The sequence below is a fragment of the Tenacibaculum sp. genome, from assembly GCF_050290165.1.
Lineage (GTDB): Bacteria > Bacteroidota > Bacteroidia > Flavobacteriales > Flavobacteriaceae > Polaribacter.
Genome location: NZ_JBNKHD010000002.1, coordinates 73,291 through 97,230, shown reverse-complemented (window position 1 = coordinate 97,230; position 23,940 = coordinate 73,291). Strand labels below are relative to the sequence as shown.

The window sequence follows — 23,940 nt, the reverse complement described above, 5'->3', positions numbered from 1 at the left end:
TTTTTTATCAAGAAATAAACGTAAATTTGCCCTTTATTCAAAATCTCATCAAAGCAAACTCGTTAGGTTTTGAATAAAGAATATTATAAATCTCACTTTAGTGAGTAAAAATTTAAAAGTACATGAGTAATTCAGCCGAAAATCAAGAAGTTGTAAAAAAAGTATTCACTTCTTTTTTAGAAGAGAATAAGCATCGTAAAACACCAGAACGATACGCTATTTTACAAGAAATTTACGACGCTGACGAGCATTTTGACATCGAATCGTTGTACATAAAAATGAAAAACAAAAACTATCGTGTAAGTAGAGCTACGCTATACAATACTATGGATTTGTTATTGGATTGTGGATTGGTTCGTAAGCATCAGTTTGATGGACAATCTATGGCTCGATATGAAAAAAGTTACTTTGACAAAAATCACGATCACGTAATTCTTACCGATACTGGTGAGGTAAAAGAATTTTGTGACCCTCGAATTCAAATTATCAAAAAAACAATTGAAGATGTTTTTGATATTGACATTCACAATCACTCACTATACTTCTACGGAACAAAAAGAAACAACAAATAAAACATACACTTAACAACACACTAAATGGCAGTAGATTTATTACTTGGTTTACAATGGGGAGACGAAGGAAAAGGTAAAATTGTAGACGTTCTAACAAAAAACTACGATATTATTGCACGTTTTCAAGGAGGCCCTAACGCAGGTCATACTTTAATTTTTGATGGAAACAAGCACGTATTACACACAATTCCTTCTGGAATTTTTCATAAAACAGCTTTAAACGTGGTTGGTAACGGAGTAGTTATCGATCCTGTTATCTTTAAAAAAGAATTAGAAAATTTAGATACTCATAACATCGATTATACTTCTAAATTATTAATTTCTCGCAAAGCACATTTAATCTTACCAACTCACCGATTATTAGACGCTGCTTCTGAAACTTCAAAAGGAAAAGCAAAAATCGGTTCTACATTAAAAGGAATTGGACCAACTTACATGGACAAGACTGGTAGAAACGGAATGCGTGTTGGAGATTTAGAATTAGATAACTGGAAAGAAAAATATAGAGCTTTAACTGAAAAACATTTAAGTATGTTAGCTTACTTTGATGTACAAATCGATTACGATTTAGATGAGTTAGAAGCTGAATTTTCTAGAGGTATTGATAAATTAAAAACATTACAATTTATCGATTCTGAAGATTTTTTAAACAACGCTATTAAAGAAGGGAAAACTATTTTAGCTGAAGGAGCTCAAGGATCGTTATTAGATATTGATTTTGGAACGTATCCATTCGTAACTTCATCTAACACTACTGCTGCTGGTGCTTGTACTGGTTTAGGAGTAGCTCCTAACAGAATAGGTGAAGTATTTGGTATTTTTAAAGCGTATACTACTCGTGTAGGTTCTGGACCTTTCCCTACAGAATTATTTGATGAAGATGGGGCTACTATGGCTAAAGTTGGTCATGAATTTGGAGCTACTACAGGACGTCCTCGTCGTTGTGGATGGTTAGATTTAGTTGCTTTAAAGTATGCTGTTGATGTAAATGGTGTTACGCAATTAATGATGATGAAAGGTGATGTATTATCAGGTTTTGAGACCTTAAAAGTATGTACTTCTTACAACTACAAAGGTGAAGAAATTTCTCACTTCCCATATAATATTGAACCTGAAAATGTAACCGTAAACTATACTGAGTTTAAAGGTTGGAAGGATGATTTAACAAAAATGTCTTCAGCAGATCAATTACCTCAAAACTTATTAGATTACATTGCGTTTATCGAAAAGGAAACAGGGGTACCTGTAAAGATCGTTTCAGTTGGTCCTGATAGAAAGCAGACAATTAACAGATAAATTTAAAAGGAGTTCTTAAGAACTCCTTTTTTTATGATGATACAAGAATATATAGACAATATCACAACGCAGTTTAAATCGTATAAAGAAGTTGCTGATAAAACGATTGCTCAACTTGAAGAAAAAGATTTACACTGGAAATATAATGAAGAAAGTAACAGCATAGCTTCTATCATTATTCACATGTCAGAAAACATGCTATCTCGATGGACTGATTTTTTCACTTCTGATGGAGAAAAAGATTGGAGAGATAGAGATGCTGAATTTGAACCTCAAGATTTAACTAAAGAAGAGCTAATAGGTCACTGGGAAAAAGGATGGAATTGCTTATTTTCTGCCTTATATTCTTTAAATGAAGAGAATTTTAATCAACCAATAGTGATTAGAAACAAACAAGTTAAATTGATTGAAAGTATTACTAGACAAATTGCTCATTTTCCTTATCATATTGGTCAAATAGCCTATGTAGGTAAAATGATTTTAAACGATAAATGGCAAACAGCTTCTATAGCTAAAGGAAAATCAAAAGAGTTTATGCAGGCTCAATTTGAAAATAACAAATAATAAAAAACGTCTTTTAGAGAAAATATCTAAAAGACGTTTTTTATAAGAAATATTGTAGAAACTATTTTTTAACGGTTTCTAAAATACTTGCAATAGTTTCTTTATTATCAACGCCCAAACCTTCTTGTTGATGCACCAACTCCCCTTCTGGATTAAATACACTTATAATATTTGAGTGCGAAAAATCTAACGGAGAAATTTGTTTGTACTTCACTGCTAACACATTGGCAAATTCTCGCACCGATTCTTCATTTCCTTGTAAGAAAGTCCAATGCTCACCATCCATATAATTTTCTTTAGCAAACTCTTTAAGTCTTTTTGGAGTGTCATTTTTTGGATCAATGCTAATTAACACATACTGTATATCATTTGTGTATTCTTTTGGCACTTTCTCCTCAATATTACGCATATCAGCTACCAATCTAGGGCAAGCAGCTTTACAAGTAGTATAAATCATCACCATTACCAAAGTTTTCCCTCTAAGATCTTTTAAATATATACTTTCATTCTCTTCTGTTTTCCAAACGGATGTTAAGTTAAATATAGAACTCTCAGAGATACCTGTTTCTAACACTTTAGAGATTTCAGGTGATTGAGATTTTAAATCCATCTTACAAATAGGACAACTACCAGCTTCAGTGTATACTTTGCTGCCTTCACATTGCATAGGACATTGGTAAGTTATACGAGAGTTTGTACTGTCCTTTTCTTTTTTACAAGAGCTTAATAGCATAATTGAAAAAAGAATTATTGTTATATATTTTATTACTTTCATTGTTCTATTATTTATCTTTTGCACATCTAAAACCTAAGTTTTTCATAGTGAATTTAGCCTTCAAACTTCCTCTAGTAGCATAACGCATAAAGGCTGCGTAATTCATTAAATCTGTCGATCCAATTGCTGCACTACCACAAAACAAATTACTGTCGTTATCAACATCTTTCCGAGACTCTCCAGAGACCAAAACTGAGTTAAAATCTGATGTCCATTCCCAAACCAACCCATGCATATCATATACTCCCCAATAATTTTTAAATGTAGAGCCTATGGTATTATCAAAAGTTCTAGGTTTCTCGTACCAACCCAAAATATATTCGTTATACGTTTTTAAGGTTCTTGCATCTGGTAATTTTTGATTAGCCATAGCTACATATTCCCACTCATCAACTGTTGCTAACCTTTTTCCTTGTTTTTCACAATAGCATTTTGCAGCAAACCAAGATACATTGGTTACAGGTGATTTTAAATTCAATTTATCTCCTATTATAGTATCATTTTCCCAATCAATAAGGTAGCTTTTATCTGCAAAGAGGTTAATTACTCTAGATTTCCTCCATTCTGGGTTTTCTTTTACAAATCGTAAAAAATCTTCATTTGTTACTGGATAAACATCTATTAAAAAAATTTTAATTGTAACTCTGGCTGAATCTCTTCCATACAAAGGAATGTAATTTCCTCCCTTTATAGGAACCATTTTAGATTGACAATTTCCATTGGAAATGCCTAGAAAAAGAATACAAATTGTCAATCTTAAAATGGTTCTCATCTTTAATTAGTTTTATGTTACTTATTTATTTTTAGTGAGCACTTTTCACCTCTGCCACTGTATTCACACCAACATTTGTTTTATTATTACCCCAAGAATTGTATACATACGTAAGTACATCTGCTACTTCTTCTTCACTCAATGCTTGTTTGGTCATTACACTATTATATTTTTGACCATTTACAGTAACCTCTCCTGTTTTTCCATGCAATACTATGCCAACAGCTCTTTTAACATCTGCATTTAAATAATCTGATTTTGCTAAAGGAGGGAATGCATTTGGAATTCCTTCTCCATTTGCTTGGTGACAAGCAAAACATGTTTTCGTATAAATTTGCTTACCGTCAGCTATTTTTTGAGCTAATGATTTTTCCTGTTTTGCAACAGTTTTTTCTTCTTCTCTATTTGGCATAGATTGGATAGTACCTCCTTCAGGGTTATAAATACCTTCTTGTTTAACTCCTGAATATGTTCTCTTATTTTCCTCTCCTTTTACCTTTAACATTCCCAAAGCACCTTTGTTAAATGCTCTAAATATCGCATGATCAACTAAAATAAATGTACCAGGAACATCCACTTTAAAGTCAACAATAGCTGCACCTCCTGCTGGAATTGATGTTGTTTGTACATTTTTATTAATTCTTTCTCCTCCTTCGATATGAACATTGTCAAAAATTTCACCAATTACGTGGAAAGAAGATGTTAAGTTGGGACCACCGTTACCTACAAATAAACGTACTGTTTCTCCTACATTTGCTGTAATTGCATTGTCTCCTGTTAAAGAACCTACCTTACCGTTAAACACTACATAATCTGCATCTTCATCTACTGCTTTTTTCATATCAAAAGCTTGTAATCCTGGTTCTCCATTTTCTCCTTTAGTATAAAAATCACCTTGCATTATGTAGTATTCTTTATCTACTTTAGGTAAACCTCCTTCTGGTTCAACTAAAATCAACCCATACATACCATTTGCTATGTGCATTCCTACTGGAGCTGTAGCACAGTGATATACATATAACCCAGGATTTAATGTTTTAAATGAAAACGTTTTTTTATGACCTGGAGCTACAAATGAAGAAGTTGCTCCACCTCCTGGACCCGTCACAGCATGTAAATCTATGTTATGTGGAAGTCTGTTGTCTGGGTGATTTGATAGTGTAAACTCTACTTCATCTCCTACTCTTGTTCTTATGAAACTTCCAGGAACAGAACCTCCAAATGTCCAATACACATATTTTACACCATCAGTCATTGTTCCTTCTTTTTCAAGAATTTCCATATTTACTAATAGCTTTTTTGCTGTTCTATTTCCCACTGGTGCAGGAACATTCGGTGGTGCTGTCAACTCAGCTTCCATGGTTCCTTTAATAGCTATGTCTGAAGCGCTTTTCATAGCAATATTGTCAGATTTTTCATTCTTACAACTTGTTATAGCAAACATCGCTGCTAGAATAATTGCGGTTGTTTTCAAGTGTTTCATTTTGTTTCTATTGATGTAGTTGTTAATATTTAAATTAATAAAAGACTTTTTTATCTTTTATATTAACAAAAATACCATAACAATAAAACCAGAAATATGACTTTTATCATGAAAACAAAAAAAAGGAGCTTTTATGCTCCTTTTTGTTTATTATTTAAAATTTCCTCTCCAAATTTATTACACAATAGCAGTGTCTCTTTTACATCTTCCATAGTAGTTTTCGGATTTATCAAGCACATTCTCAGCACAACCTGCTTATTCAAAATAGTAGTCACTAAAAATGCTTCTCTTGAATCCATTACTTTTTGAGAAATTTCCTGATTCAATTTATCTATTTCTTCTTCCTCTAAGTTTAATCCTATAGGATTGTATCTAAAATTGATAACCGCTAAAGTAGCTGGAGAAATAATTTCCCAATTTCTACTTTTACGCAACATTTTTTCTACATCATCAGCCAGCTGAATGTTGTAAGATACAGCTTTTCTAAAAGCGTCTAAACCGTAGGTTTTTATAGACATGTAAAACTTTAATGCTCTAAAACGTCTTGTTAGCTGGATACCGTAATCATAAAAGTTAATTTCCGATTCATTTCCTTCAATATCACGTAAATACTCAGGTTTTTCACTAAATGTTCCACTTAACCAAGAAGCATCTTTCACTAATAAACATCCAATTTCGTAAGGCTGATAAAACCATTTATGTGGATCTACCGTTAACGAATCTGCTCTTTCAATTCCTCGCAAAGCCTTAGCTCCTTTTTCTGATAAAATAGCAGCTCCTCCATAAGCCCCATCAATATGAAACCATAAGTTTTCTTCTTCACAAATGTCTGCGATTTCATCTAAAGGATCCACAGTACCTGTATTCGTTGTTCCCGCCGAAGCGATATAGCAAAACGGTTGTAAACCTTCTAATCGATCTTTAGCAATGGCATTTTTTAACTTGTTGATACTAATTCTGAATTCAATATCCGTTGGTAAAATTCGAATTTGTTCTTTTTTAAACCCTAATACTCTTATCGCCTTAATATTTGAAGAGTGTGCTTGATCTGATAAGTAGATAACTGCTTTCGAAAAATCATCTCCACATTTAATACGTCTAGCAGTTACTAAAGCTGTCAAGTTTGCCATTGATCCACCACTGGTAAAAATCCCTCCTCCTTTTTCAACAGGAAAATTGTACATTTTTAATAACCAGTTCATGGTCACAATTTCTAACTCTGCTGCCGCAGGAGAAACCATCCATCCCCCAGAAAAAATATTAAATCCAGTTGCTAAACTATCTGCCATAGTACTTATAAAATTACTAGGTCCTGGAACAAATGAATAGGCTTTTGGGTGCGAAATAACTGTACTATTAGGTATAACATTGTCCATCACAAAATCCAACACCTTTTCTGCTGGCATTCCTTCAGCAGGAGCTTCTTGTAAAAAAATGCTATCCATTTCTTTTCGAGAAGCACTGGCTACAGGCTTTTGCTGCTCTAAAGTATCCCAATGTTCTGCAATTATATCGACTATTTTATATCCGTAAGACTTCATCTCTTCTTTTGATAAATCAAAATGAGCGCTCATATCTTTATAATTTTTTAATTTGATACAAAATTAACCATTTACTAAAAGACTGCTTCTTATTTATCCTGATAATTTTATTTCTTTATTAGGATTTTTGGCATGTTCTTTTCATTATTTTTGTGCATTAAATCGTACTATTTTGAAGAAACTATTTCTGTTAGCTATTTTATTATTCTCTGTTGTAAGTTTTTCTCAAACAAAAAAAATCAAAATTCTATCTACTGAATTAAGTACCGCTGATGAAAGCAAATACCCTGGTGCAACTTTACTGATAGGAAAAGTAAAAATGTCGCATGAAGGAGCTACTCTTGATTGTCAACGAGCATTGCTGTACAAGGATAAAAATTTATTTAAAGCGATTGGAGAGGTTGTTATTGAACAAGGAGATACAATAATTCAATATAGTGATTTTGCTACTTACGATGGTAACACGAAAAAGGCGAAATCTTGGGGTAACGTTGAAATCAATGATAAAGAGATGACTTTAAAGACCGATACGCTTCATTTTGATAGAATTAATCAGATTTTATACTACCCTAACGGAGGTACTATTCGAGATAAAAAAAACACCCTTTCTAGTACAAAAGGAACTTACTATTTAAAAGACAAAAAATTTACTGCACAATCACAAGTAACCGTTGTAAATCCAGATAATAGGCTAGAATCTAATCACCTAGATTATTACACTAATTCTAGTGTAGCTTATTTATATGGGCCAAGTACCATTACCAATTTAAAAGACAGTACCAAAGTATATTCAGAAAAAGGGTTTTACGATACCAATACTGATATTTCTTACTTTGTTAAAAACGCAAAACTCTTTTTAAAAGAACGCACAGTTTCTGCAGACAGTTTGTACTACGATAAACGAAAGGGATTTGCCTCAGCTACCAACAACATTAAAGTTATAGATACTGTACAAAATATGGTAGCAAAAGGAAACTATGCTGAACTATATGAACACAAAGATTCTTTGTTTATTATTGATAGAGCTGTAGCTATTTCAGTTCTTGAAAAAGATTCTATGTATGTAGCAGGAGATAAAATATTACTTACTGGTAAACCAGAAAAGCGTATTGCTCGTATTTTTAATAATGTAAAAATCTTTAAATCTGATTTAAGAGGTAAATGTGATTCAATTCATACAAGTCAAGAAACAGGTTTAACCAGAATGTTTAAAAGACCTATTTTATGGTCAAAAGGTAGTCAAATTACAGGAGATAGCATTCAGTTGTTAATGAATAAAGAAACCAATAAGCTTGATTCTTTAAAAGTACTGAAAAACGCTTTTATGATTCAGCAAGATTCAATACATCAAGAAAATTTCAACCAAATTAAAGGAAGAGATATTTTTGGAAAGTTTGAAAATGATGAATTGCATACGATGTTAGTAAAAGGAAATGCCGAATCTTTATACTATAACAATAATGACAAAACTCATAAACTTGAAACCATAACTAAGGAAATTGCAAGCGATATAGAGTTCATTTTAGAAGATGGAGAAATAGCACAAACCAAATACTTTAAAAAATCAGAAGGGACAACGTACCCTCCATCTGAATTTCCTTCAGAAGAGAAAAAATTTAAAGGATTTTTATGGCGTGGTGATGAACAACCTTTAACCGTTGAAGATATATTTGAGAAAGACAAAGATTCTTCTCTTCCAGCAAAAGAAAAAGAAGAGTTAGATGTTGTAAAAGAAGCGAAAGAAAACTTCATTAACGAAACTACTAAGAAGAAAAAGTTAGAAAAAATAAATACTAAAAAGATTAGATAAACTCCGTGAAAGACGATTTTTTTAAATATCAAGGGCAAACCACTCCACATCCTTTAGCTATTGAAATATCACATGCTAATGGAAGTTACATATACGACAGTAATGGAAAAGCTATGTTAGACTTTGTAGCAGGAGTTTCGGCAAATAGCTTGGGGCATAATCACCCTAGAGTAAATGAAGCCATAAAAAATCAATTGGATCAATACACCCACGTAATGGTGTATGGTGAGTTTATTCAAAAACCACAATTAGAATTGTGCAAAGCTTTAGCAGCTACCTTACCTCCTAACCTTTCGTCTGTTTATTTAGTAAACTCTGGAACCGAAGCTACTGAAGGTGCCTTAAAATTAGCCAAACGCTTTACAGGTAGAAGTGAAATCATTGCCGCTAAAAATGCGTATCATGGTAATACGCAAGGAGCTATGAGTGTTTGTGGTGCAGAACAACAAAACCGTGCATTTCGTCCGTTAATTCCGGGGAGTAGATTTATCGAATATAACAACGAACACCATTTAGAAAAAATAACTTCTAAAACAGCTGGAGTTATTTTAGAAACCATTCAAGGAGGCGCTGGTTTTATCGAACCTCAAAATAACTACTTAACAAAAGTAAAACAACGATGTGAAGAAGTTGGAGCCTTGTTAATTTTGGATGAAATCCAATCAGGAGTTGGACGAACAGGAAAGTTTTGGGGATTTGAAAATTACAACGTTACCCCAGATATTATTATTACTGGTAAAGGTTTAGGTGGCGGAATGCCAATTGGAGCTTTTATTGCCTCTTTTGAAGTAATGAATTGTTTAAAAGAGTATCCAAAATTAGGGCATATTACTACTTTTGGAGGACACCCTGTAATTGCTAGTGCTGGTTTAGCAACTGTACAGGAAATCACCTCTTCTAACTTAATGGAAGAAAGTTTACGCAAAGAAAAAATCATACGTGATACCTTTAAAAATCACCCAGCTGTTAAAGAAATTAGAGGAAAGGGATTAATGCTAGCATTATTAGTTGATACACCAGAAGCTGCCTCACAAGTAATTTTAAACTGTTTAGACAAAGGACTTATTTTATTTTGGTTGCTTTTTGAAGGAAGAGCGATTCGTATTACTCCTCCCCTAACCATTTCTGATGAAGAAATAAAAAAAGGATGTAACCTTATTTTAAATGAGTTAGATAAGTTGTAGTCTATAAAAGTGATAGTAGTGTATTATTTCTTATAAACACCGCTTTCCAAAATCAAAGAACCATTTTTAAAATGCTCTAATAAATTCAATAACTTTGGTTTAGTGGTCTCCCCCATGAGAACATTAAGTCCAATTTTTGGTGGACCGAACTCTTTTATTTTGGCAAGCACCCCTTCGAAAAATTCTATTCCCGCTTGCGTTTGATCTTTAGAAGATACTTTCGTAAAACCTAAGCTTGTTAATATATTATCCATATCACTGTTCTTGAATAAAAAACTGTGATCTTCAGAAGATGCCCATGGCATTGGATACTTAACAATTTCATCGTTATTTTTTAGAATCTCATAGTATAGAAAAAAACCACTAGGCTTCAATACTCGATTTATTTCCGAGTAAAATTTTTGCTTGTCAGGTACATTCATTTGAACATGCTGTGTCCAAACCACATCAAATGATTCATTTTCAAACGGAAGAGCTGTCGCGTCTCCCTGAATAAAACTTGTTTTAGACTCGAGTTTTACAAGCTGAGATAATTTTTTAGCCGTTCTAATGTATTCATTACTAAGGTCTATACCCGAAGTAATACAATTGTATGTTTCAGCTAACATTCGACATGGGCCTCCTAAACCACATCCAACATCTAAAACCGATTTATTATTAAGATCTATAGATTCTGCCAACTCTTTAGAAACAGCAGCCCCACGAACGTGAAATTCATCAACTCCAGCTATATCTTCTCGTGTAATATTCTTAAGGTCTTTTCCCATTTCTGATAGACGTAGAACAATATCTTCATATAAGCCTTCTTTAAGATAGTGCTGTTCAATAGTTTTACTTAAGTGATTCATCGCTATACGCTTTAATTATTACTACTAACGTTTTTATGATTTCTTTACTGAGAAAAATTGGAGTTTTTGCGGAATAGAAATTGTTATAGTATAAATGTAGGAATAATTCATATAATTAACTAATAACTATACATTACAGCTATTTAGATTATTATTTGAAGGAAGAACAATTGGTATTACTCCTCCTCTAGCCATTTCTGATTAAGAAATAGAAAAAGAATGCAGCCTTATTTTAAGCGAGTTGGATAAGTTGTAGTCAATCGATATTTTAAGTCAAGGTTGTTTTCCAAAGGTTAGAGGTCAACAACTCACCAACCTTTGGAATAATTGTATATACTTTTATTACTTATTCTTTATTTTATTTTGACAGTTCAGAATACAACTCAATTAAATTGTTTTCTGGATCTCTAAAATGTACAACTCTTATACCCCAAGCATCCATATCTTTGGGTTCTGTTAAGAATTTCACCCCTTTATTTTGTAGCAAACGGTAAGTTTCATCAACACTGTCTACTTGCAAAACAATAGCTATTTTGTCTTGTTCAATTTCACTTTTACTTGCTTCTGCGTTGTTAATAGCAATGTTCATTAAGTCTGCCTTAAACAAAGCAAGTCCAGATGGTATGCCAATATTGAAACTAGCATAATTCTCGCCTAGTTTTCCCCAAGTACATTCCAAACCAATGATGTCGTTATAAAAAGTAAAACACTTGTCAAAGTCGTTCACTAAAAGTCTTATGTTGCTAAACTTCATTTTACAATATTTTTAATTTATTTATGCTACAAAATTACTCCTCTGTCATTGTTGCCAATTGTAAAAATCGGTCGTTTTTGTTCTCAAACAGTTCCTTTGGATTATTTCCTGTTTGCTTTTTTAAGTCTTTTATAAAATGTGATTGGTCAAAATAATTTAGTTCAGGATAAAGTTGTCCTTTCTTTATATGCTTATACGAAGCGTAGCATTTTAAAATTTTACAATACGTTTTTAAAGGAATACCCACCCTATCTTTGAAATAGCGATTAATTTGACGGCTTGTCCATAAAACTTCCTGTGAATACTCTTCCACACTTAACTCTCCTTTTGTTTGATATAACAATCTAAAAAGACTCTGTTTTTTGATGTCAATACCTTTTTGATTATCTAAAATTGAAAGCATTATTTTATTCAGACTCTCTGTTACATTTTCTAAGTCAGTAAATGAGGTTTTGTTTAAGTCCCAAAAGTCATTTTCTTTTATTTCTTCTCCATTGCAAAAAGATGAGATTTTTTGCTGTAAAATGTAGTCTACTGCTAATAATTTAAAGCGGATTCCAAAAAGCTGTTTGTTTGGTTCAATAGAAACATCAACTTGTTTAGTCCAAAGTCCTGTCAGCGAAATTTCTTTTTGCTGATAATTATCGAATGAAACTATTAAATCAAAACAGCCATCTGGCAAAATTGTAAAGTCAAGTTTATTATTTGTAGAATTGTCAAACCACCAATAATTCTTTACGAAATCGGTTAGTAATTTGTCTGGTTCAAACTCTTTATAAATCATTCTTTTTGTGTTGTAAGGTATTGTTCTAAAATTATATACTATTGTTTAGTATGAACGTTAATAATAGATTAGAACTACTTAAACTTATGGTTCGGAAGATACAATTATTTAACAGAGTAACGATTCACAAATAAGCATGAGTTGCCATGACCTTTGTATTATTAATAATAGCTACTATTTGTCTGGGAGCCCCCATTTTTTAACCAGTTCAGCATTTAAGCCACCTTCTTTACCATTTGGTTTTCCAACGCCCGTTTCTATCAATTTTTTCAGACTTCCTTGTATATAACCTGTCCAGGCATCATTACACACTTCATAACATTCACCTTCTGGAGTTAAACCGTCATGAATAAAGGTCACTTTTGTTTGTCCGTTTTCTTCTGAAATATCAAAAACCAGTTTGGTATTTACCCATTCTGTTTTGTCTTTTACAAAATTAAACTCATTGTCAATCACCAGGTATACTAACTTTTGATTAGGAATAGTTTCAAACAGCTTTAGTTTGCATAAGTGTACATTTTTGTAATGATAGAAAAAAGTTTCCCCTAGCTGATCTGTATTTCCTTCAATGTCTTCTGACCACCAAGCTCTGAAATTTTTTATGGCACTAAATGCTGTAGTAGCCCCTTTGTTAACGGTAATGGTTGTGGTGTAATTATTGTTTTCCATTTTATTTACAATTTAATTATTATTTGAATTTTTCTTTTAATAAATGTAATGTAAAGATAATTACCGAATTACACTTTAAGAATGTGTTATTTAGACATTTTAAAGGGTTGATTTAGACAATAGTTATATGTAACTTTATCAAAAATAGTATCATGAAACATTTAAGCATTTTGGTTCCTAATGAGCAAACTACGATGAGTACTACAGCTTGTATTATTGGTAGTTTTCAGGTTTTTACTGAAGCTAATAAATTCTTTGAAAAGAAAAGCAAAAAGCCACTTTTTAAAATCTCTTTGGTGGGTGCTACGGAAGGCAAAATTTTACAAGATGGTTTTCTTTCTATAAAACAAAATGCTACGATAAAAGAAATAACAGAAACCAATCTTATAATTATTCCTGCTTCATTAGTTCGTAGCTACGAAACCGCTACAAAGAATAATAAATTGCTGATTGATTGGATTGAGAAACAATACAAACAAGGTGCAGAAATCGCAAGTATGTGTGTAGGTGGTTTTATGTTGGCTTCTACAGGATTGCTTTCGGGAAAAACCTGTTCTACCCATTGGGCGATGGCTGATGAATTTAGAAACTTATTTCCTGATATAAACCTACAAACAGATAAACTAATTACGGACGAAAATGGAATTTATACCAATGGTGGTGCTTATTCTTTTCTACACTTATTAATGTATTTGGTAGAAAAGTTTTTTGACCGAGAAACAGCCATTCATTGTGCTAAATATTTTCAGATAGATCTAGACAGAAATTTACAAGCCGAATTTTCCATTTTTAATGGACATAAAAAGCATAACGATAATGTTATTTTAGATGCTCAAACTTTTATGGAAGAAAATTATCAGGACAAAATTTCCATCAAAAAAATGTCAGAAGAATTTGGAGTTAGCAGAAGAAATTTTGACAGAAGATTTATCAAAGCTACAGGATTAACACCACTTGACTATGTACAAAGAGTAAAAATAGAAGTTGCCAAAAAATCATTTGAAAATTCTCGGAAATCTGTCAATGAAGTCATGTACGAAGTTGGGTATAACGACACTAAAGCATTCCGTGAAGTTTTCAATCGTATTACAGGAATGTCTCCTATTGACTATAAGTCCAAGTACAACAAAGGTATTTGAAACTGTTGTAATTGAGGTTATGCTTCATTAACAGTAATTTTAATTTTCTCAATTTGCATTTTTATTGTCTCTAATGTTTCGATATCTACTATTGCAATACCTTCATTTACTCCATCTAATTGTTCAATGAGTTGTCCATTTTCATTCCAAATCGAGCTTTTACCAGCACAGTCATAACCTCCAGATTTTCCCACAAAATTAGCCATCAATGAAATCATTTTATACTTTTTAGCAATATTAGATATTCGATTCAAATCTTTATCAACTCCATTGATCGAGTTAAGAACACTTGCCATATAAACATTTGAACCATTTTTAAATGCCTTTTCAGAATGCTCAGAAATAGATGTTTCATAGCAGATTGCAAATCCTATTCTATGGTCTTTAAATTCTATTGGAGGAAGATTTTCTCCAGAAACAAAATACTTTTCTTCACCAGGATGTAAATGTTCTTTTGAATAAATCTCTCGTGGTTTATAAGGTTGAAAAATGGCCATACTTATACAGATCCCATTTTTATTTTTAATAGGAACTCCAACTCCTATTATTATTTGATTTGTATTACTAATCTCTTGAAATTCATCTAATCTTTCATCGTCCTTTGTAAAAGCTAATGATTCAACCAACTCTGGTTCATACCCTGTCAAAGAAAGTTCTGGAAAAATGATAAGATCAGCCTCATTTTTAATAGAAAGTTCAATCAATCTTTTATGATTATCTATATTTTTTTGGATATCTCCTCTAACTGGGTTGGTTTGCGCAATACAAATTTTCATTTTGTAAGTTGAATTATTGTTGATTGTCTCTGATGATCTTTTGGTTTGGGTTTAAAATTACTATTTTCCGATTACTTCTTTGTAAATTTTATTAACCAAATCTACTCAGTGCTAGTTGACTTTTTAAGGTATAAATCGTAATTTTAATCAGTAAAAAATTACCAATGGTAAGCCCACTTGTTGAAACAGAATGGCTTGAGAAACATCTAGGAGATGATGATTTACGAATAGTTGATGCAACTGTTCAGGTAAAACTATGGCCCTTTCCTCGTGTACTAAGTGGCAAACGCAATTTTAGAAAGAGACATATTCCCGGGGCTGTATTTGCTGATTTATTAAAAATTTCCGATCCTAATTCACCTAAACGTACTTTTACCTTACCAACAGCAGCGCATTTTGCTCAATGCATGTCTAAACTTGGAATTGGTGAGGGAGTTCGGGTTGTTATTTACGATGAACGAGAAAATATGTGGGCTGCGCGACTTTGGTGGATGTTAAGAACTTTTGGATTTCATAATGCCTCTATTCTCAATGGTGGTTGGGCTACATGGACTTTAGAAAACCGACCGATATCCAAAGAATCCAATAAGTATCCTAGAGCTGAATTTATTCCTCACTTTAGACCGGAACTGATAGTTGATAAAAATGAAGTTCTGGATGCTGTTGAGCAAAATGATATCTGTATTGTGAGCGCCTTAGGTCGTAGACAACATCGTGGTGAACGTAATGAGTATGGACGAAGAGGACATATACCAGGAGCTATGAATGTAACTGCATGGGAAATTCTAGACAGAACTACCAAGCGATATCGACCAAAAGAAGAGCTACAAAAACTATTTGAGCCTATGCTAAACAAAAAGCGTGTTATAACGTATTGTGGTGGCGGAATTGCTGCCTCAAGTGATGCGTTTATACTTCATATGTTAGGTCATCAAAACGTAGCTGTTTACGATGGAGGTTTGATGGAATGGTGTAAAGACAAAAGTTTGCCTCTTGTGATAGACAGTTAGATACCTATTTACCCTATAACGATTCGTATAATCTCTTATTATTACTTTTCAACTACAGTGTTTTATTCTTCAATGGTTCTGAATGTCAAATTTACTCTTGGGGTCGTTACTTTTTTGGTAGGTGGAAGTCTATGTAACCAATATGTTTGGGTGGTATCTTTCATCACAAGCAGACTTCCGTGTTCTAAAAACAATTCTACTTTTTCCTTAAATTGTTTGTGCTTAAAAGCAAATTTTCGTTCCGCTCCAAAACTCAACGAGCCAATTGCCCCGTCCTTTTTTAAATCCGTTTCGGCATCACTATGCCAAGCCATTCCTTCGCTTCCACTGTGGTACAAATTGAGTAAACAAGAATTGAAAGTTTCTTTTGTTTCTTGCTCTGCCAACTGTTTCAACTCCAACAATTCCTTAGTCCAAGGCAAAGCATATTTTGAGGTGTTGGAATAAGTGTATTCATACGGTTTATCGCCATACCAAGCCACTTTGCGTTTGGTAATGATTTTCTTTCCAAAAATAATAGCCTCGTCATTTCGCCATTCTATGGTCTTCAAAAGTTGTTCGAAATAGAAATCTGCTTGTTGTTTGGTTAAAATTTGCCCATAATAATTGACTGTCCCATCTTCTGGCAACCAATTTTTTGTTTTGTCTATAGCTAAGTTAAATAAGTCCATTTTTCCATTTATTATATTTGCTTTTCATGCAATGCCCGCAAGGTCTAAAACCGTTTTCAATGGCTTCTTTTTCTGTTGAAAAGAAAACTCTGTTTTCCCGTTTCATTCGCTTGCCCGATTTACAATTTAGCAGTCCGTAAATTTTCAGTTTCTTGTTTCCTCCAAAATGGACTTCTTGTTGCCTGATTTTACGGTGTAAATCACGGTATAATATTTCACTGTGATGTTGCATAACTAACTTACTGCATCATGAAAAATAATACCCAACGTATGTCGGTTTCCTGATTTCACTTCGCTTACTCCATGTTTCATATGTACTCGATAATACCCTTTACTTCCTTTTTGAGGTTTAAAATTGGTCGTAAAAATCAATACATCGCCTTTTTTTGGTTTTAGTACAATAGCTTTGGATTGTGCTCTAGGAATTTGTTGTGTCATTATAAATTCTCCGCCTGTAAAGTCCGTATCAGGTTCGTCCAAAACAAAGACTATTTGAATAGGAAAATAAATATCACCATACAAATCCTGATGTAATGTATTAAATCCGCCTTTGTTGTATTTTAAAATCAAAACAGTGGCTTTTTCTTGTCCTTTTTTATGGCATTTATCTAATAATTCTGAATGACTTAACGGAAATTGAATATCAATTTTCAGTGCTTTAAACCACGTATTGGCAATTGGTGCCAATTTTGGATACATATTTGCCCGAACAGTTTGAATAATGTCGGGCAAAGGATAATTAAAATATTTGTATTCACCCAAACCAAAACGGTAACGTGCCATTACCACCGTTTTTCGATACAAGTTTGGGTTGTCATAATCGGCTTTCAGTACCTCGCACTGTTCGTCGGAAAGTAATTTTGGAACAATTGCATAACCATTTTGGTGCATTTCTTCTGTTACTAAATGCCAATCAGCTTTGTTTATGTTATCAATTATGGCTTTCATTGTTAATTATGGGCTATTTCTAAAAAAATATCACACAATTCTTTGGGTTTGCTAAAAAATGGTGAATGGCTTGTCTGCATTTTATATACTTTTTCACAAGGAGTCTCCTCATACATTTTTTGCTGTATAAAGGGTGTTACTGCCCTATCTTCTGTACATTCTATGTAAAATCTTGGCACACTTCCATAGTTTTCTTCTGTCAACTCTAATGGTGTCTTTCCAGTCTCCGCACTTTCATGACCCAATATCATTCTTGCCATTTGATAAATATCATCATCACAATCGTGGTACAAACCTTCTTTATAAATTTCGGGTTGCAAGGTATGTGAGTTGGTCTCTGGATATCTTGTTACATAAGGCTTAAGCACTCCATTTACGTCTTGGGAAGAATAATCTCCCTGTGTTTTACCATTAGGAATCAAGTAAGCAGCCAGATAGATTAATTTCTCAATTTTTTCAGGACGGTATTCGGCAATTTGCGAAATCATAATCCCGTTTTTGCTATGCCCTACCAAAATTACTTTTCCTTCAATACTGTCAATAAGTTTGCAAAGTTCCTCTACGGTAGATTTTAGGGTAATATCTTTAATAGGAGTTTTATCGCGCCCCATTCCTGGTAAATCAATGGCATAAACTTTATGACCTTGATTTTCTAATATTGGCACCACTTTATGCCAGTTCCAAGCACTGTGCCAAGAACCATGGATTAAAATAAATGTTTTCATGAGTATGAATTTAGATTATTGAGTTGCAAAGATTGGTTTTGTACTCGTTTGAAAAAATCCGAAATTTGCGGTATTCAAAAATTATTGATTTTTGGCAGCTTCCCAACCGATAATGGCTGTTTTTCGAGTATTTCCCCACATATAGCCTCCAAAGTTTCCTGTGGATTGGATAACTCTGTGACAAGGAATTAAATAAGCTACGGGATTGTTTCCTATGGCAGTTCCAACAGCTCTAGAAGCGTTTGGATTGCCAATTTTTTCAGCTAAACCTCCATAAGTTGATAGACTTCCCAGAGGTATTTTGAGCAAGCTCTCCCAAACTTTCAATTGAAAATCGGTTCCTTTTAAGTGCAGCTTAATTTCATTGAGTTTGCTCCAATCGTTTTGAAAAATGAACAGTGCGTTTTGTTGCATCAAATCTAATTTTCTTTGAAATGAGGCATTAGGGAATTTGGCTTGTAGGTTTTGTAATGCAATTGCTTCATTGTCTTCAAAAGCCATATAACAAATGCCTTTGGATGTGGAAGCTACGATTAAACTTCCAAACGGACTTTCGGCAAAACTGTAGTTGATTTGCAGATTTTTTCCACCTTTTTTATATTCGGCAGGTGTCATTCCTTCAATACTTATAAACAAATCGTGTAATCGGCTTGTGCTAGAAAGTCCCATTTCAAAAGCAGTATCGAACAATGTTGCCTGTTTTTCTTTCAGGATTTTTTTGGCGTGTTCTACGCTGATAAATTGCAAGAATTTTTTCGGACTTATTCCTGCCCAATCTGTAAACATTCGTTGAAAGTGAGCAGGACTCACATGAACTTTTTCAGCAACTTCGTCTAAATTGGGCTGCAATTTGAAATTTGTTTTTATGTATTCAATCGCTTCTGCAATTCGATTGTAATTGATTTGGTTTTGTGTTTCCATTTTTCCTGAATCTTATACTACAAATGTCCGAAGGATCTTGCTTTCATAAAATCCGAAACTTGCTATGTTTTACATAAGTATTTTTTGTGCGGACGTTTTTTCAATCTCGCTTAAAAAATCTGATATGATTGTTTCCAATTCTTTTACGCTACTTATCATTGGTAAATGTCCACTATTTATAGTTTCTATTCTTGATGCTTTTAAATTTTTTGCCATTTTGTCTTGCAAATCAGTAGGCATTGATTTATCATTTGTCAATTTAATATATAGACGTTTTGTATCGGGCAATTCAAACGTTTTTTTTGTTGTGTAAAGTGCTTTTGCTTCTGGTGTAAATTCGTCTACAATTTTTGAAGTCATTTCTGGTGTCAAATCATTACAGAGTTCTGCTTCTATTGTTTTTTTAGGTGGTGTTGTCCCAAATAACGATAACAAAATTGGTAATAAGAACTTTTGAGGAAACGGTAATGAAGAAACAAATGACTGTCCACTTTTTGGCACAACTGAACCAATAGCGACAAATCCTTTTAATTCATTTTTGAATTGTTCAGCAACTTTTAATCCAATACAAGCCCCAATAGAATGAGCAACAATAATAAAATTGTCATTTCCCCAATTTCTTATTTCCGTTGTTGTCTTATTTATATAATCATCAAAAGTCAGTTTTAAATTCTGTTTGTCATTTGATTTTCTATTTGGGAAATCAATGCTTAAAATTGGATTATCAATTCTCTGTTGTAATTCATTCCATATTGAACTATTAAGCCCTGCCCCATTTATAAAAATTATTCCTATTTTATTGTTCATAAGCTCTCTTTTAGTATTTTAAGTTGGTTGTTTTGTTACAATAATCGCTAACGTTTTAGTATATTGAAAATTGTGGTTTTGTATTCGAGGATTTTCCGAAGGAAAATCAGAAGGTAACAAAATGGTAACTAACTTTGATTAAGCTAAAAGTAGCAATTATTTTTATGCATTGTTGACAAACGTTATTTTACGTTCTGTTTTTTAGTTAGTCCAAACAAAATCAAATCGATATATTTCGAATTCTTAAATATATGTCCTTTTAATTCTGTCAAGAATAATCGTTCAGTTTCTATTTTTGGAAAGTTTTTCATTTAAGTTCCAAGGTTTTCTCTACTATTAGCCAACGATTTAGGCTACGCGTAGTTGTGTGGCGTTATTTATATTTCACTCATCAATTTTTCGAAATTCCAAACAGTTGCAAATTCTTCGTTCAAATTAGCGAGTGTTGTCAGGTGTATTATTTCAGCATCATATTTCTCTCCATTGATTCCTATTCGGTCAAAGGCTGCCGTTGCATCAGAAATTAAATACGTTTCGTAACCATAATTCCCCGCCATTCGAGTTGTTGTCGACACACAATGATTTGTGGTAATTCCAACTATTACTATAGATGTAATTCCCAATCGGTCTAACTGTTCCTTTAAATTAGTTCCGATAAAAGCACTGTTTACATTTTTCGTTATTATAGGCTCGTTTTCTTTAGGCAAAACATTTTCATTAAACTCAAATCCTGTATTTTGTTCATTAAGTTTAGATTTTGGGTTTGTAGAACTATGTCTAATGTGAAAAATTGGCAAGTTTAATTCCCTCCATTTATTCAGTATTTTTCCGCAAGTGATTTCTGCATTTTTATTATTTCTATTTCCACCCCAATAATCTTCGTCCAAAAACGCTTTTTGAACATCAACAAGAATTAGTGCTGCATTTTTTTCTCTTAAATTCATTTTAAAATTTGTTCAGTTTAATAGGCTACAACGTTCGTATAACCATCAGTTATCGGTTTGCTTTTAGTTTTAGTAATGTCGTTAGCAATTCCGAGTGAATTTGGACATAGTCAAATCAATCGCAATTTCTGCTATACATTATTACCTACTGACTTTATTTTTCTTTATGGTTTTGGTATTGCTTCAATAGTCAATTTTTCTCCCTTTTTATCCAAATAAGTTACTGTCATTTCAATCATATGAGTTGTCCATTTTTCAACTCCAGCATCTGCTGCTTGTTTACAGAAACTTGGATAATCTGTTTGTCCTTGTTGATGAATTGAGATAGCGTGTTTCAAGTTGTTCGAAGAACTAATGTCATTCACTTCCATTTCTGGATATTTTGATTCTCCGTCAAGCATAAAATCATCTTTTCCGTAATATTTTGTTCGTCCGTCCGAAACATAGTTGTCATAATGTGTAACTCCAATATTTTTTAAATCTTGCACAAATTGAGGAAAGTCTGCTCCACTTTTAACTTTCCTAAATGCTTCGTGAATTTGTTCTATTGTAAACATATTTTATAATTCAAATTTTTAATTTTGTTTTTCGCTTTTTTTCAGATTGCAGATAATGTGTTTGTATAAAATTAGCTACATCTATTTAACAAATACAAACCGAACAGAAAATCTACGAGGTTTTTGGTAAGAAATCTTACACTAGCAATTAATTTTATACAATCTTGGCTAGTAGTGATTTTTTACAATTCTTCCACAAGTTGAATATTATTACCACAGGTGTCATTAAAAACCGCAACTTTTACTGTTCCCATTTCTGTAGGTTTTATACTGAACTCAACACCAAGTTTCGTCAATCGCTCATATTCGGAAGATACATCGTGAACGTCAAATTGCGTCCAAGGAATTCCTGCTTCCATTAATGCATCTTGATATACCTTGGTTGGTTCAAAATGATTAGGAGCTGGTTCCAATAATAATTCTGGTCCATCTTGCCAATCTTTAGAAACTAAGGTCAGCCATCTATTCCCACCTCCTAGAGGTTCGTCCTTCTTTTTTATGAAGCCTAATTTTTCAGTATAAAATTTTAAGGCTTTTTCCTGGTCTCGGACTGGAATGCTTATTAGTGTTACTTTCATTATCTATGTTTTTTTGCATTACAGCTAACGGTCTCGTATAACCGTCAGTTACGGTTTTAAAGTTAACTAATTTTCAAATTAAACACAGACTTTCGCAATTCCGAGTGGATTCGGACGTAGTCGAATCCTCCATAATTGTGGTTATGTATTGGTATAGCTAGTTTTATATCCCTTCTATTTTTAAAATTTCTATTCCACTTGTTAGTTTTTGATTCAACCTGCACGTGGATATTATTTTTCCACTGTAGTAGCTTTCAAACTCCATCATGATATTTTCGTTTTCTATTTCGCAGATAATATCCCTTTTTTTACAACATCTCCTTGTCTAAAATACCATCTTGCTAAAGTCAATCCTTTTTGATTTCCCATTTCAGGTAAAAATATTGTTTGAACTTCTCCTTTTTCCAGCCTAAAATCTGACGGAACAATATCAGTTCCACTTTTTTCAATTTCTTCTTTAGTTCTGAAATTCGGATTACTTTTCAAATCATTTATAATTTAATTCCGTTTTTTTTCAGAAAAAAATAGTTTATGAATTATTGATTTCATCATTTTTAATCAAATTAACTATAATGTTTCGCTATGAGTTAGCACTTGTTAATTATTAGTTGGAGTTTTTATCAGATAACTCTTTTACTTTCTTAATAGAATAAAGAAGCTTTATTTTCATCACTCATTTCTTTATAAGTATCTCCTAGCCCTTTTAAAGGTCTTTCAGCATTTGGATGTTTCTCTGATAAAAATGTAAAAAGGTTTATTGCTTTATCGTATTGATTATTTTGCAGATAGAATTCAGCAATTGAGCAAGCTCTATTTATCCTTAGCTCACCAAAAAAATTAGTTTTTTCAAATTCATTCATAAAAGTATCAAACTGATTATAATCGTTTGCTCGCATAGCATTCCTTACTAGCGTAAACATTGTCCATTTGGTTAATTCACGGGGAAATCCAAATTGTTGTGCTCTTTGTTTATAATAGTCATACACATAATCCAAACCGCCAACTTTATTGAATTCTTCAAGATTACTAAATTGTAGTTCAGGATAAAAATGATAATACTTCTTCAATCCGTGATAAAGTGTTGTAAAGGGTGTTGACCTATGTTCCTCTCCCTCCAATTCTCTAAAAGTCCAGTTCATTGTTTTCAGAGCTTTATTTAGCAGATGTTTATTCAAATTGTCGGTTCCATCCTTCACTACTCCTTCATTGGAGCCAGAGGTGAAATATAAAAATTTGTAAAAGTTCGGACTTTTTGAGAGTAGGCTATCTACTTTGTTTATTTTTTCATCCAAAGGAAATGGACTTGCAGCAATATAACCTTTAAATAGGTCAGGATTAGTAGTCATAGCTTGAATGACAAATCCTCCTCCATATGCCCATCCAAATAATAATCGTTCTTTGGATGTACGAAATCTTTGATCTATAAAACCTATGGCTTCTTTTTCAATGAACTCTAAGTATTTTTTCGAATTAGAGCTAAAGTTTCTATTTCTATCCGATTGTTTTTTAGAAATACCAACAATGATAAACTCGGGAGTCTGACGAAATTCAACAAACGATTTATGGAGACTAACACCATGTAGAAAATACCGTTGCCCATCTAAAATGTATAGGACAGGGTACTCTTTCTTAGATTCGGTATAACTATCGGGCAAAAAAACTTGAACTTCTCTTTCATCATTGAGTACTTTCGATTGAATCAAGAAAGTTTTACCCACAACGTTATTTGTCTCATTAATTTGTGAATGAGATTTTAAGTTTAAAAAAAACAGCAATACAACAATGAAAATTTTTAGGTTCATATGTTTTTAA

27 protein-coding genes are annotated in these 23,940 nt (G+C 32.8%); 7 read left to right on the top strand and 20 right to left on the bottom strand.

Translation table 11 applies throughout. The features are described 5' to 3' along the window. Positions 1–122 precede the first annotated feature (122 nt). From ACQY6M_RS02400 to ACQY6M_RS02390, 3 genes are read left to right on the top strand one after another with little or no spacing between them, the layout of a single operon-like run. Positions 123–572 (top strand): Fur family transcriptional regulator, encoded by a 450-nt coding sequence (locus tag ACQY6M_RS02400; protein ID WP_428740218.1) that lies wholly within the window; start codon positions 123–125, stop codon positions 570–572. 24 nt (positions 573–596) lie between these two features. Beyond that, complete coding sequence (locus ACQY6M_RS02395; RefSeq protein ID WP_428740217.1) at positions 597–1,868, top strand: adenylosuccinate synthase; 1,272 nt, start codon at positions 597–599, stop codon at positions 1,866–1,868. A gap of 33 nt (positions 1,869–1,901) precedes the next feature. Continuing rightward, complete coding sequence (locus ACQY6M_RS02390; protein ID WP_428740216.1) at positions 1,902–2,432, top strand: DUF1572 family protein; 531 nt, start codon at positions 1,902–1,904, stop codon at positions 2,430–2,432. A 61-nt stretch (positions 2,433–2,493) separates the two neighbouring features. On the opposite strand, the gene ACQY6M_RS02385 is transcribed toward ACQY6M_RS02390, so the two are convergent. The 4 genes from ACQY6M_RS02385 to ACQY6M_RS02370 form a co-directional block, all read right to left on the bottom strand. Beyond that, on the bottom strand, positions 2,494–3,207 hold the full coding sequence (locus ACQY6M_RS02385) for an SCO family protein (protein ID WP_428740215.1): 714 nt from the start codon (positions 3,205–3,207) through the stop codon (positions 2,494–2,496). 7 nt (positions 3,208–3,214) lie between these two features. Then, a complete protein-coding gene (locus ACQY6M_RS02380) occupies positions 3,215–3,979 on the bottom strand; it encodes a formylglycine-generating enzyme family protein (RefSeq protein ID WP_428740214.1) in 765 nt (254 codons plus the stop codon). Between the two features lie 31 nt (positions 3,980–4,010). Further along, the gene (gene nirK, locus ACQY6M_RS02375) at positions 4,011–5,462 is read right to left on the bottom strand and encodes a copper-containing nitrite reductase (protein ID WP_428740213.1); all 1,452 of its coding nucleotides are present in this window, start codon (positions 5,460–5,462) and stop codon (positions 4,011–4,013) included. A 131-nt stretch (positions 5,463–5,593) separates the two neighbouring features. Beyond that, positions 5,594–7,036: a pyridoxal phosphate-dependent decarboxylase family protein gene (locus ACQY6M_RS02370; RefSeq protein WP_428740212.1), complete on the bottom strand. Its 1,443-nt coding sequence runs from the start codon at positions 7,034–7,036 to the stop codon at positions 5,594–5,596. Positions 7,037–7,175: 139 nt separating this feature from the next. On the opposite strand from ACQY6M_RS02370, the gene ACQY6M_RS02365 reads away from it, so the two are divergent. Then, entirely contained in the window at positions 7,176–8,813 is a 1,638-nt protein-coding gene (locus tag ACQY6M_RS02365) for an OstA-like protein (RefSeq protein ID WP_428740211.1), read from the top strand. Between the two features lie 5 nt (positions 8,814–8,818). After that, on the top strand, positions 8,819–9,997 hold the full coding sequence (locus tag ACQY6M_RS02360; protein WP_428740210.1) for an aspartate aminotransferase family protein: 1,179 nt from the start codon (positions 8,819–8,821) through the stop codon (positions 9,995–9,997). A gap of 23 nt (positions 9,998–10,020) precedes the next feature. On the opposite strand, the gene ACQY6M_RS02355 is transcribed toward ACQY6M_RS02360, so the two are convergent. The 4 genes from ACQY6M_RS02355 to ACQY6M_RS02340 form a co-directional block, all read right to left on the bottom strand. Next, entirely contained in the window at positions 10,021–10,764 is a 744-nt protein-coding gene (locus ACQY6M_RS02355) for a class I SAM-dependent methyltransferase (RefSeq protein ID WP_428744906.1), read from the bottom strand. A 439-nt stretch (positions 10,765–11,203) separates the two neighbouring features. Next, positions 11,204–11,599, bottom strand: coding sequence for a VOC family protein (locus ACQY6M_RS02350; RefSeq protein WP_428740208.1), 396 nt, complete (start codon positions 11,597–11,599; stop codon positions 11,204–11,206). 34 nt (positions 11,600–11,633) lie between these two features. After that, a complete protein-coding gene (locus tag ACQY6M_RS02345) occupies positions 11,634–12,383 on the bottom strand; it encodes a DUF6597 domain-containing transcriptional factor (RefSeq protein ID WP_428740207.1) in 750 nt (249 codons plus the stop codon). Positions 12,384–12,557: 174 nt separating this feature from the next. Continuing rightward, positions 12,558–13,052: an SRPBCC family protein gene (locus ACQY6M_RS02340; RefSeq protein WP_428740206.1), complete on the bottom strand. Its 495-nt coding sequence runs from the start codon at positions 13,050–13,052 to the stop codon at positions 12,558–12,560. Between the two features lie 152 nt (positions 13,053–13,204). On the opposite strand from ACQY6M_RS02340, the gene ACQY6M_RS02335 reads away from it, so the two are divergent. Beyond that, positions 13,205–14,191 carry a GlxA family transcriptional regulator gene (locus tag ACQY6M_RS02335; protein ID WP_428740205.1) on the top strand — a complete coding sequence of 329 codons (987 nt, stop codon included), beginning with the start codon at positions 13,205–13,207 and terminating at the stop codon, positions 14,189–14,191. 17 nt (positions 14,192–14,208) lie between these two features. Here ACQY6M_RS02335 and ACQY6M_RS02330 read toward each other — a convergent pair whose 3' ends face one another. Continuing rightward, a complete protein-coding gene (locus tag ACQY6M_RS02330; RefSeq protein WP_428740204.1) occupies positions 14,209–14,967 on the bottom strand; it encodes a carbon-nitrogen hydrolase family protein in 759 nt (252 codons plus the stop codon). Between the two features lie 164 nt (positions 14,968–15,131). Between ACQY6M_RS02330 and ACQY6M_RS02325 the strand changes: the two genes are divergently transcribed. Beyond that, positions 15,132–15,977, top strand: coding sequence for a sulfurtransferase (locus ACQY6M_RS02325; protein WP_428740203.1), 846 nt, complete (start codon positions 15,132–15,134; stop codon positions 15,975–15,977). A gap of 62 nt (positions 15,978–16,039) precedes the next feature. On the opposite strand, the gene ACQY6M_RS02320 is transcribed toward ACQY6M_RS02325, so the two are convergent. The 11 genes from ACQY6M_RS02320 to ACQY6M_RS02270 all read right to left on the bottom strand — a co-directional run bounded on the left by ACQY6M_RS02320 (position 16,040) and on the right by ACQY6M_RS02270 (position 23,930). Further along, entirely contained in the window at positions 16,040–16,648 is a 609-nt protein-coding gene (locus tag ACQY6M_RS02320; protein ID WP_428740202.1) for an alpha-ketoglutarate-dependent dioxygenase AlkB family protein, read from the bottom strand. Beyond that, positions 16,635–16,880, bottom strand: coding sequence for an Ada metal-binding domain-containing protein (locus tag ACQY6M_RS02315; RefSeq protein WP_428740201.1), 246 nt, complete (start codon positions 16,878–16,880; stop codon positions 16,635–16,637). The genes ACQY6M_RS02320 and ACQY6M_RS02315 overlap by 14 nt, the downstream gene beginning before the upstream one ends. A 2-nt stretch (positions 16,881–16,882) precedes the next feature. Further along, on the bottom strand, positions 16,883–17,596 hold the full coding sequence (locus ACQY6M_RS02310) for a 2OG-Fe(II) oxygenase (RefSeq protein WP_428740200.1): 714 nt from the start codon (positions 17,594–17,596) through the stop codon (positions 16,883–16,885). Positions 17,597–17,598: 2 nt separating this feature from the next. Next, the gene (locus tag ACQY6M_RS02305; RefSeq protein WP_428740199.1) at positions 17,599–18,321 is read right to left on the bottom strand and encodes an alpha/beta fold hydrolase; all 723 of its coding nucleotides are present in this window, start codon (positions 18,319–18,321) and stop codon (positions 17,599–17,601) included. A gap of 81 nt (positions 18,322–18,402) precedes the next feature. Then, positions 18,403–19,242 (bottom strand): bifunctional helix-turn-helix domain-containing protein/methylated-DNA--[protein]-cysteine S-methyltransferase, encoded by an 840-nt coding sequence (locus ACQY6M_RS02300; protein ID WP_428740198.1) that lies wholly within the window; start codon positions 19,240–19,242, stop codon positions 18,403–18,405. 69 nt (positions 19,243–19,311) lie between these two features. Then, positions 19,312–20,049, bottom strand: a complete 738-nt coding sequence (locus ACQY6M_RS02295) for an alpha/beta fold hydrolase (RefSeq protein WP_428740197.1) — start codon at positions 20,047–20,049, stop codon at positions 19,312–19,314. A 377-nt stretch (positions 20,050–20,426) separates the two neighbouring features. After that, positions 20,427–20,993, bottom strand: a complete 567-nt coding sequence (locus tag ACQY6M_RS02290) for a cysteine hydrolase family protein (protein ID WP_428740196.1) — start codon at positions 20,991–20,993, stop codon at positions 20,427–20,429. A 164-nt stretch (positions 20,994–21,157) separates the two neighbouring features. Continuing rightward, on the bottom strand, positions 21,158–21,550 hold the full coding sequence (locus tag ACQY6M_RS02285) for a DUF1398 domain-containing protein (RefSeq protein WP_428740195.1): 393 nt from the start codon (positions 21,548–21,550) through the stop codon (positions 21,158–21,160). Between the two features lie 182 nt (positions 21,551–21,732). Beyond that, entirely contained in the window at positions 21,733–22,128 is a 396-nt protein-coding gene (locus ACQY6M_RS02280; protein WP_428740194.1) for a VOC family protein, read from the bottom strand. A gap of 282 nt (positions 22,129–22,410) precedes the next feature. After that, on the bottom strand, positions 22,411–22,614 hold the full coding sequence (locus tag ACQY6M_RS02275) for a hypothetical protein (RefSeq protein WP_428740193.1): 204 nt from the start codon (positions 22,612–22,614) through the stop codon (positions 22,411–22,413). A 155-nt stretch (positions 22,615–22,769) separates the two neighbouring features. Further along, a complete protein-coding gene (locus ACQY6M_RS02270) occupies positions 22,770–23,930 on the bottom strand; it encodes an alpha/beta hydrolase-fold protein (protein WP_428740192.1) in 1,161 nt (386 codons plus the stop codon). Positions 23,931–23,940: the final 10 nt, after the last annotated feature.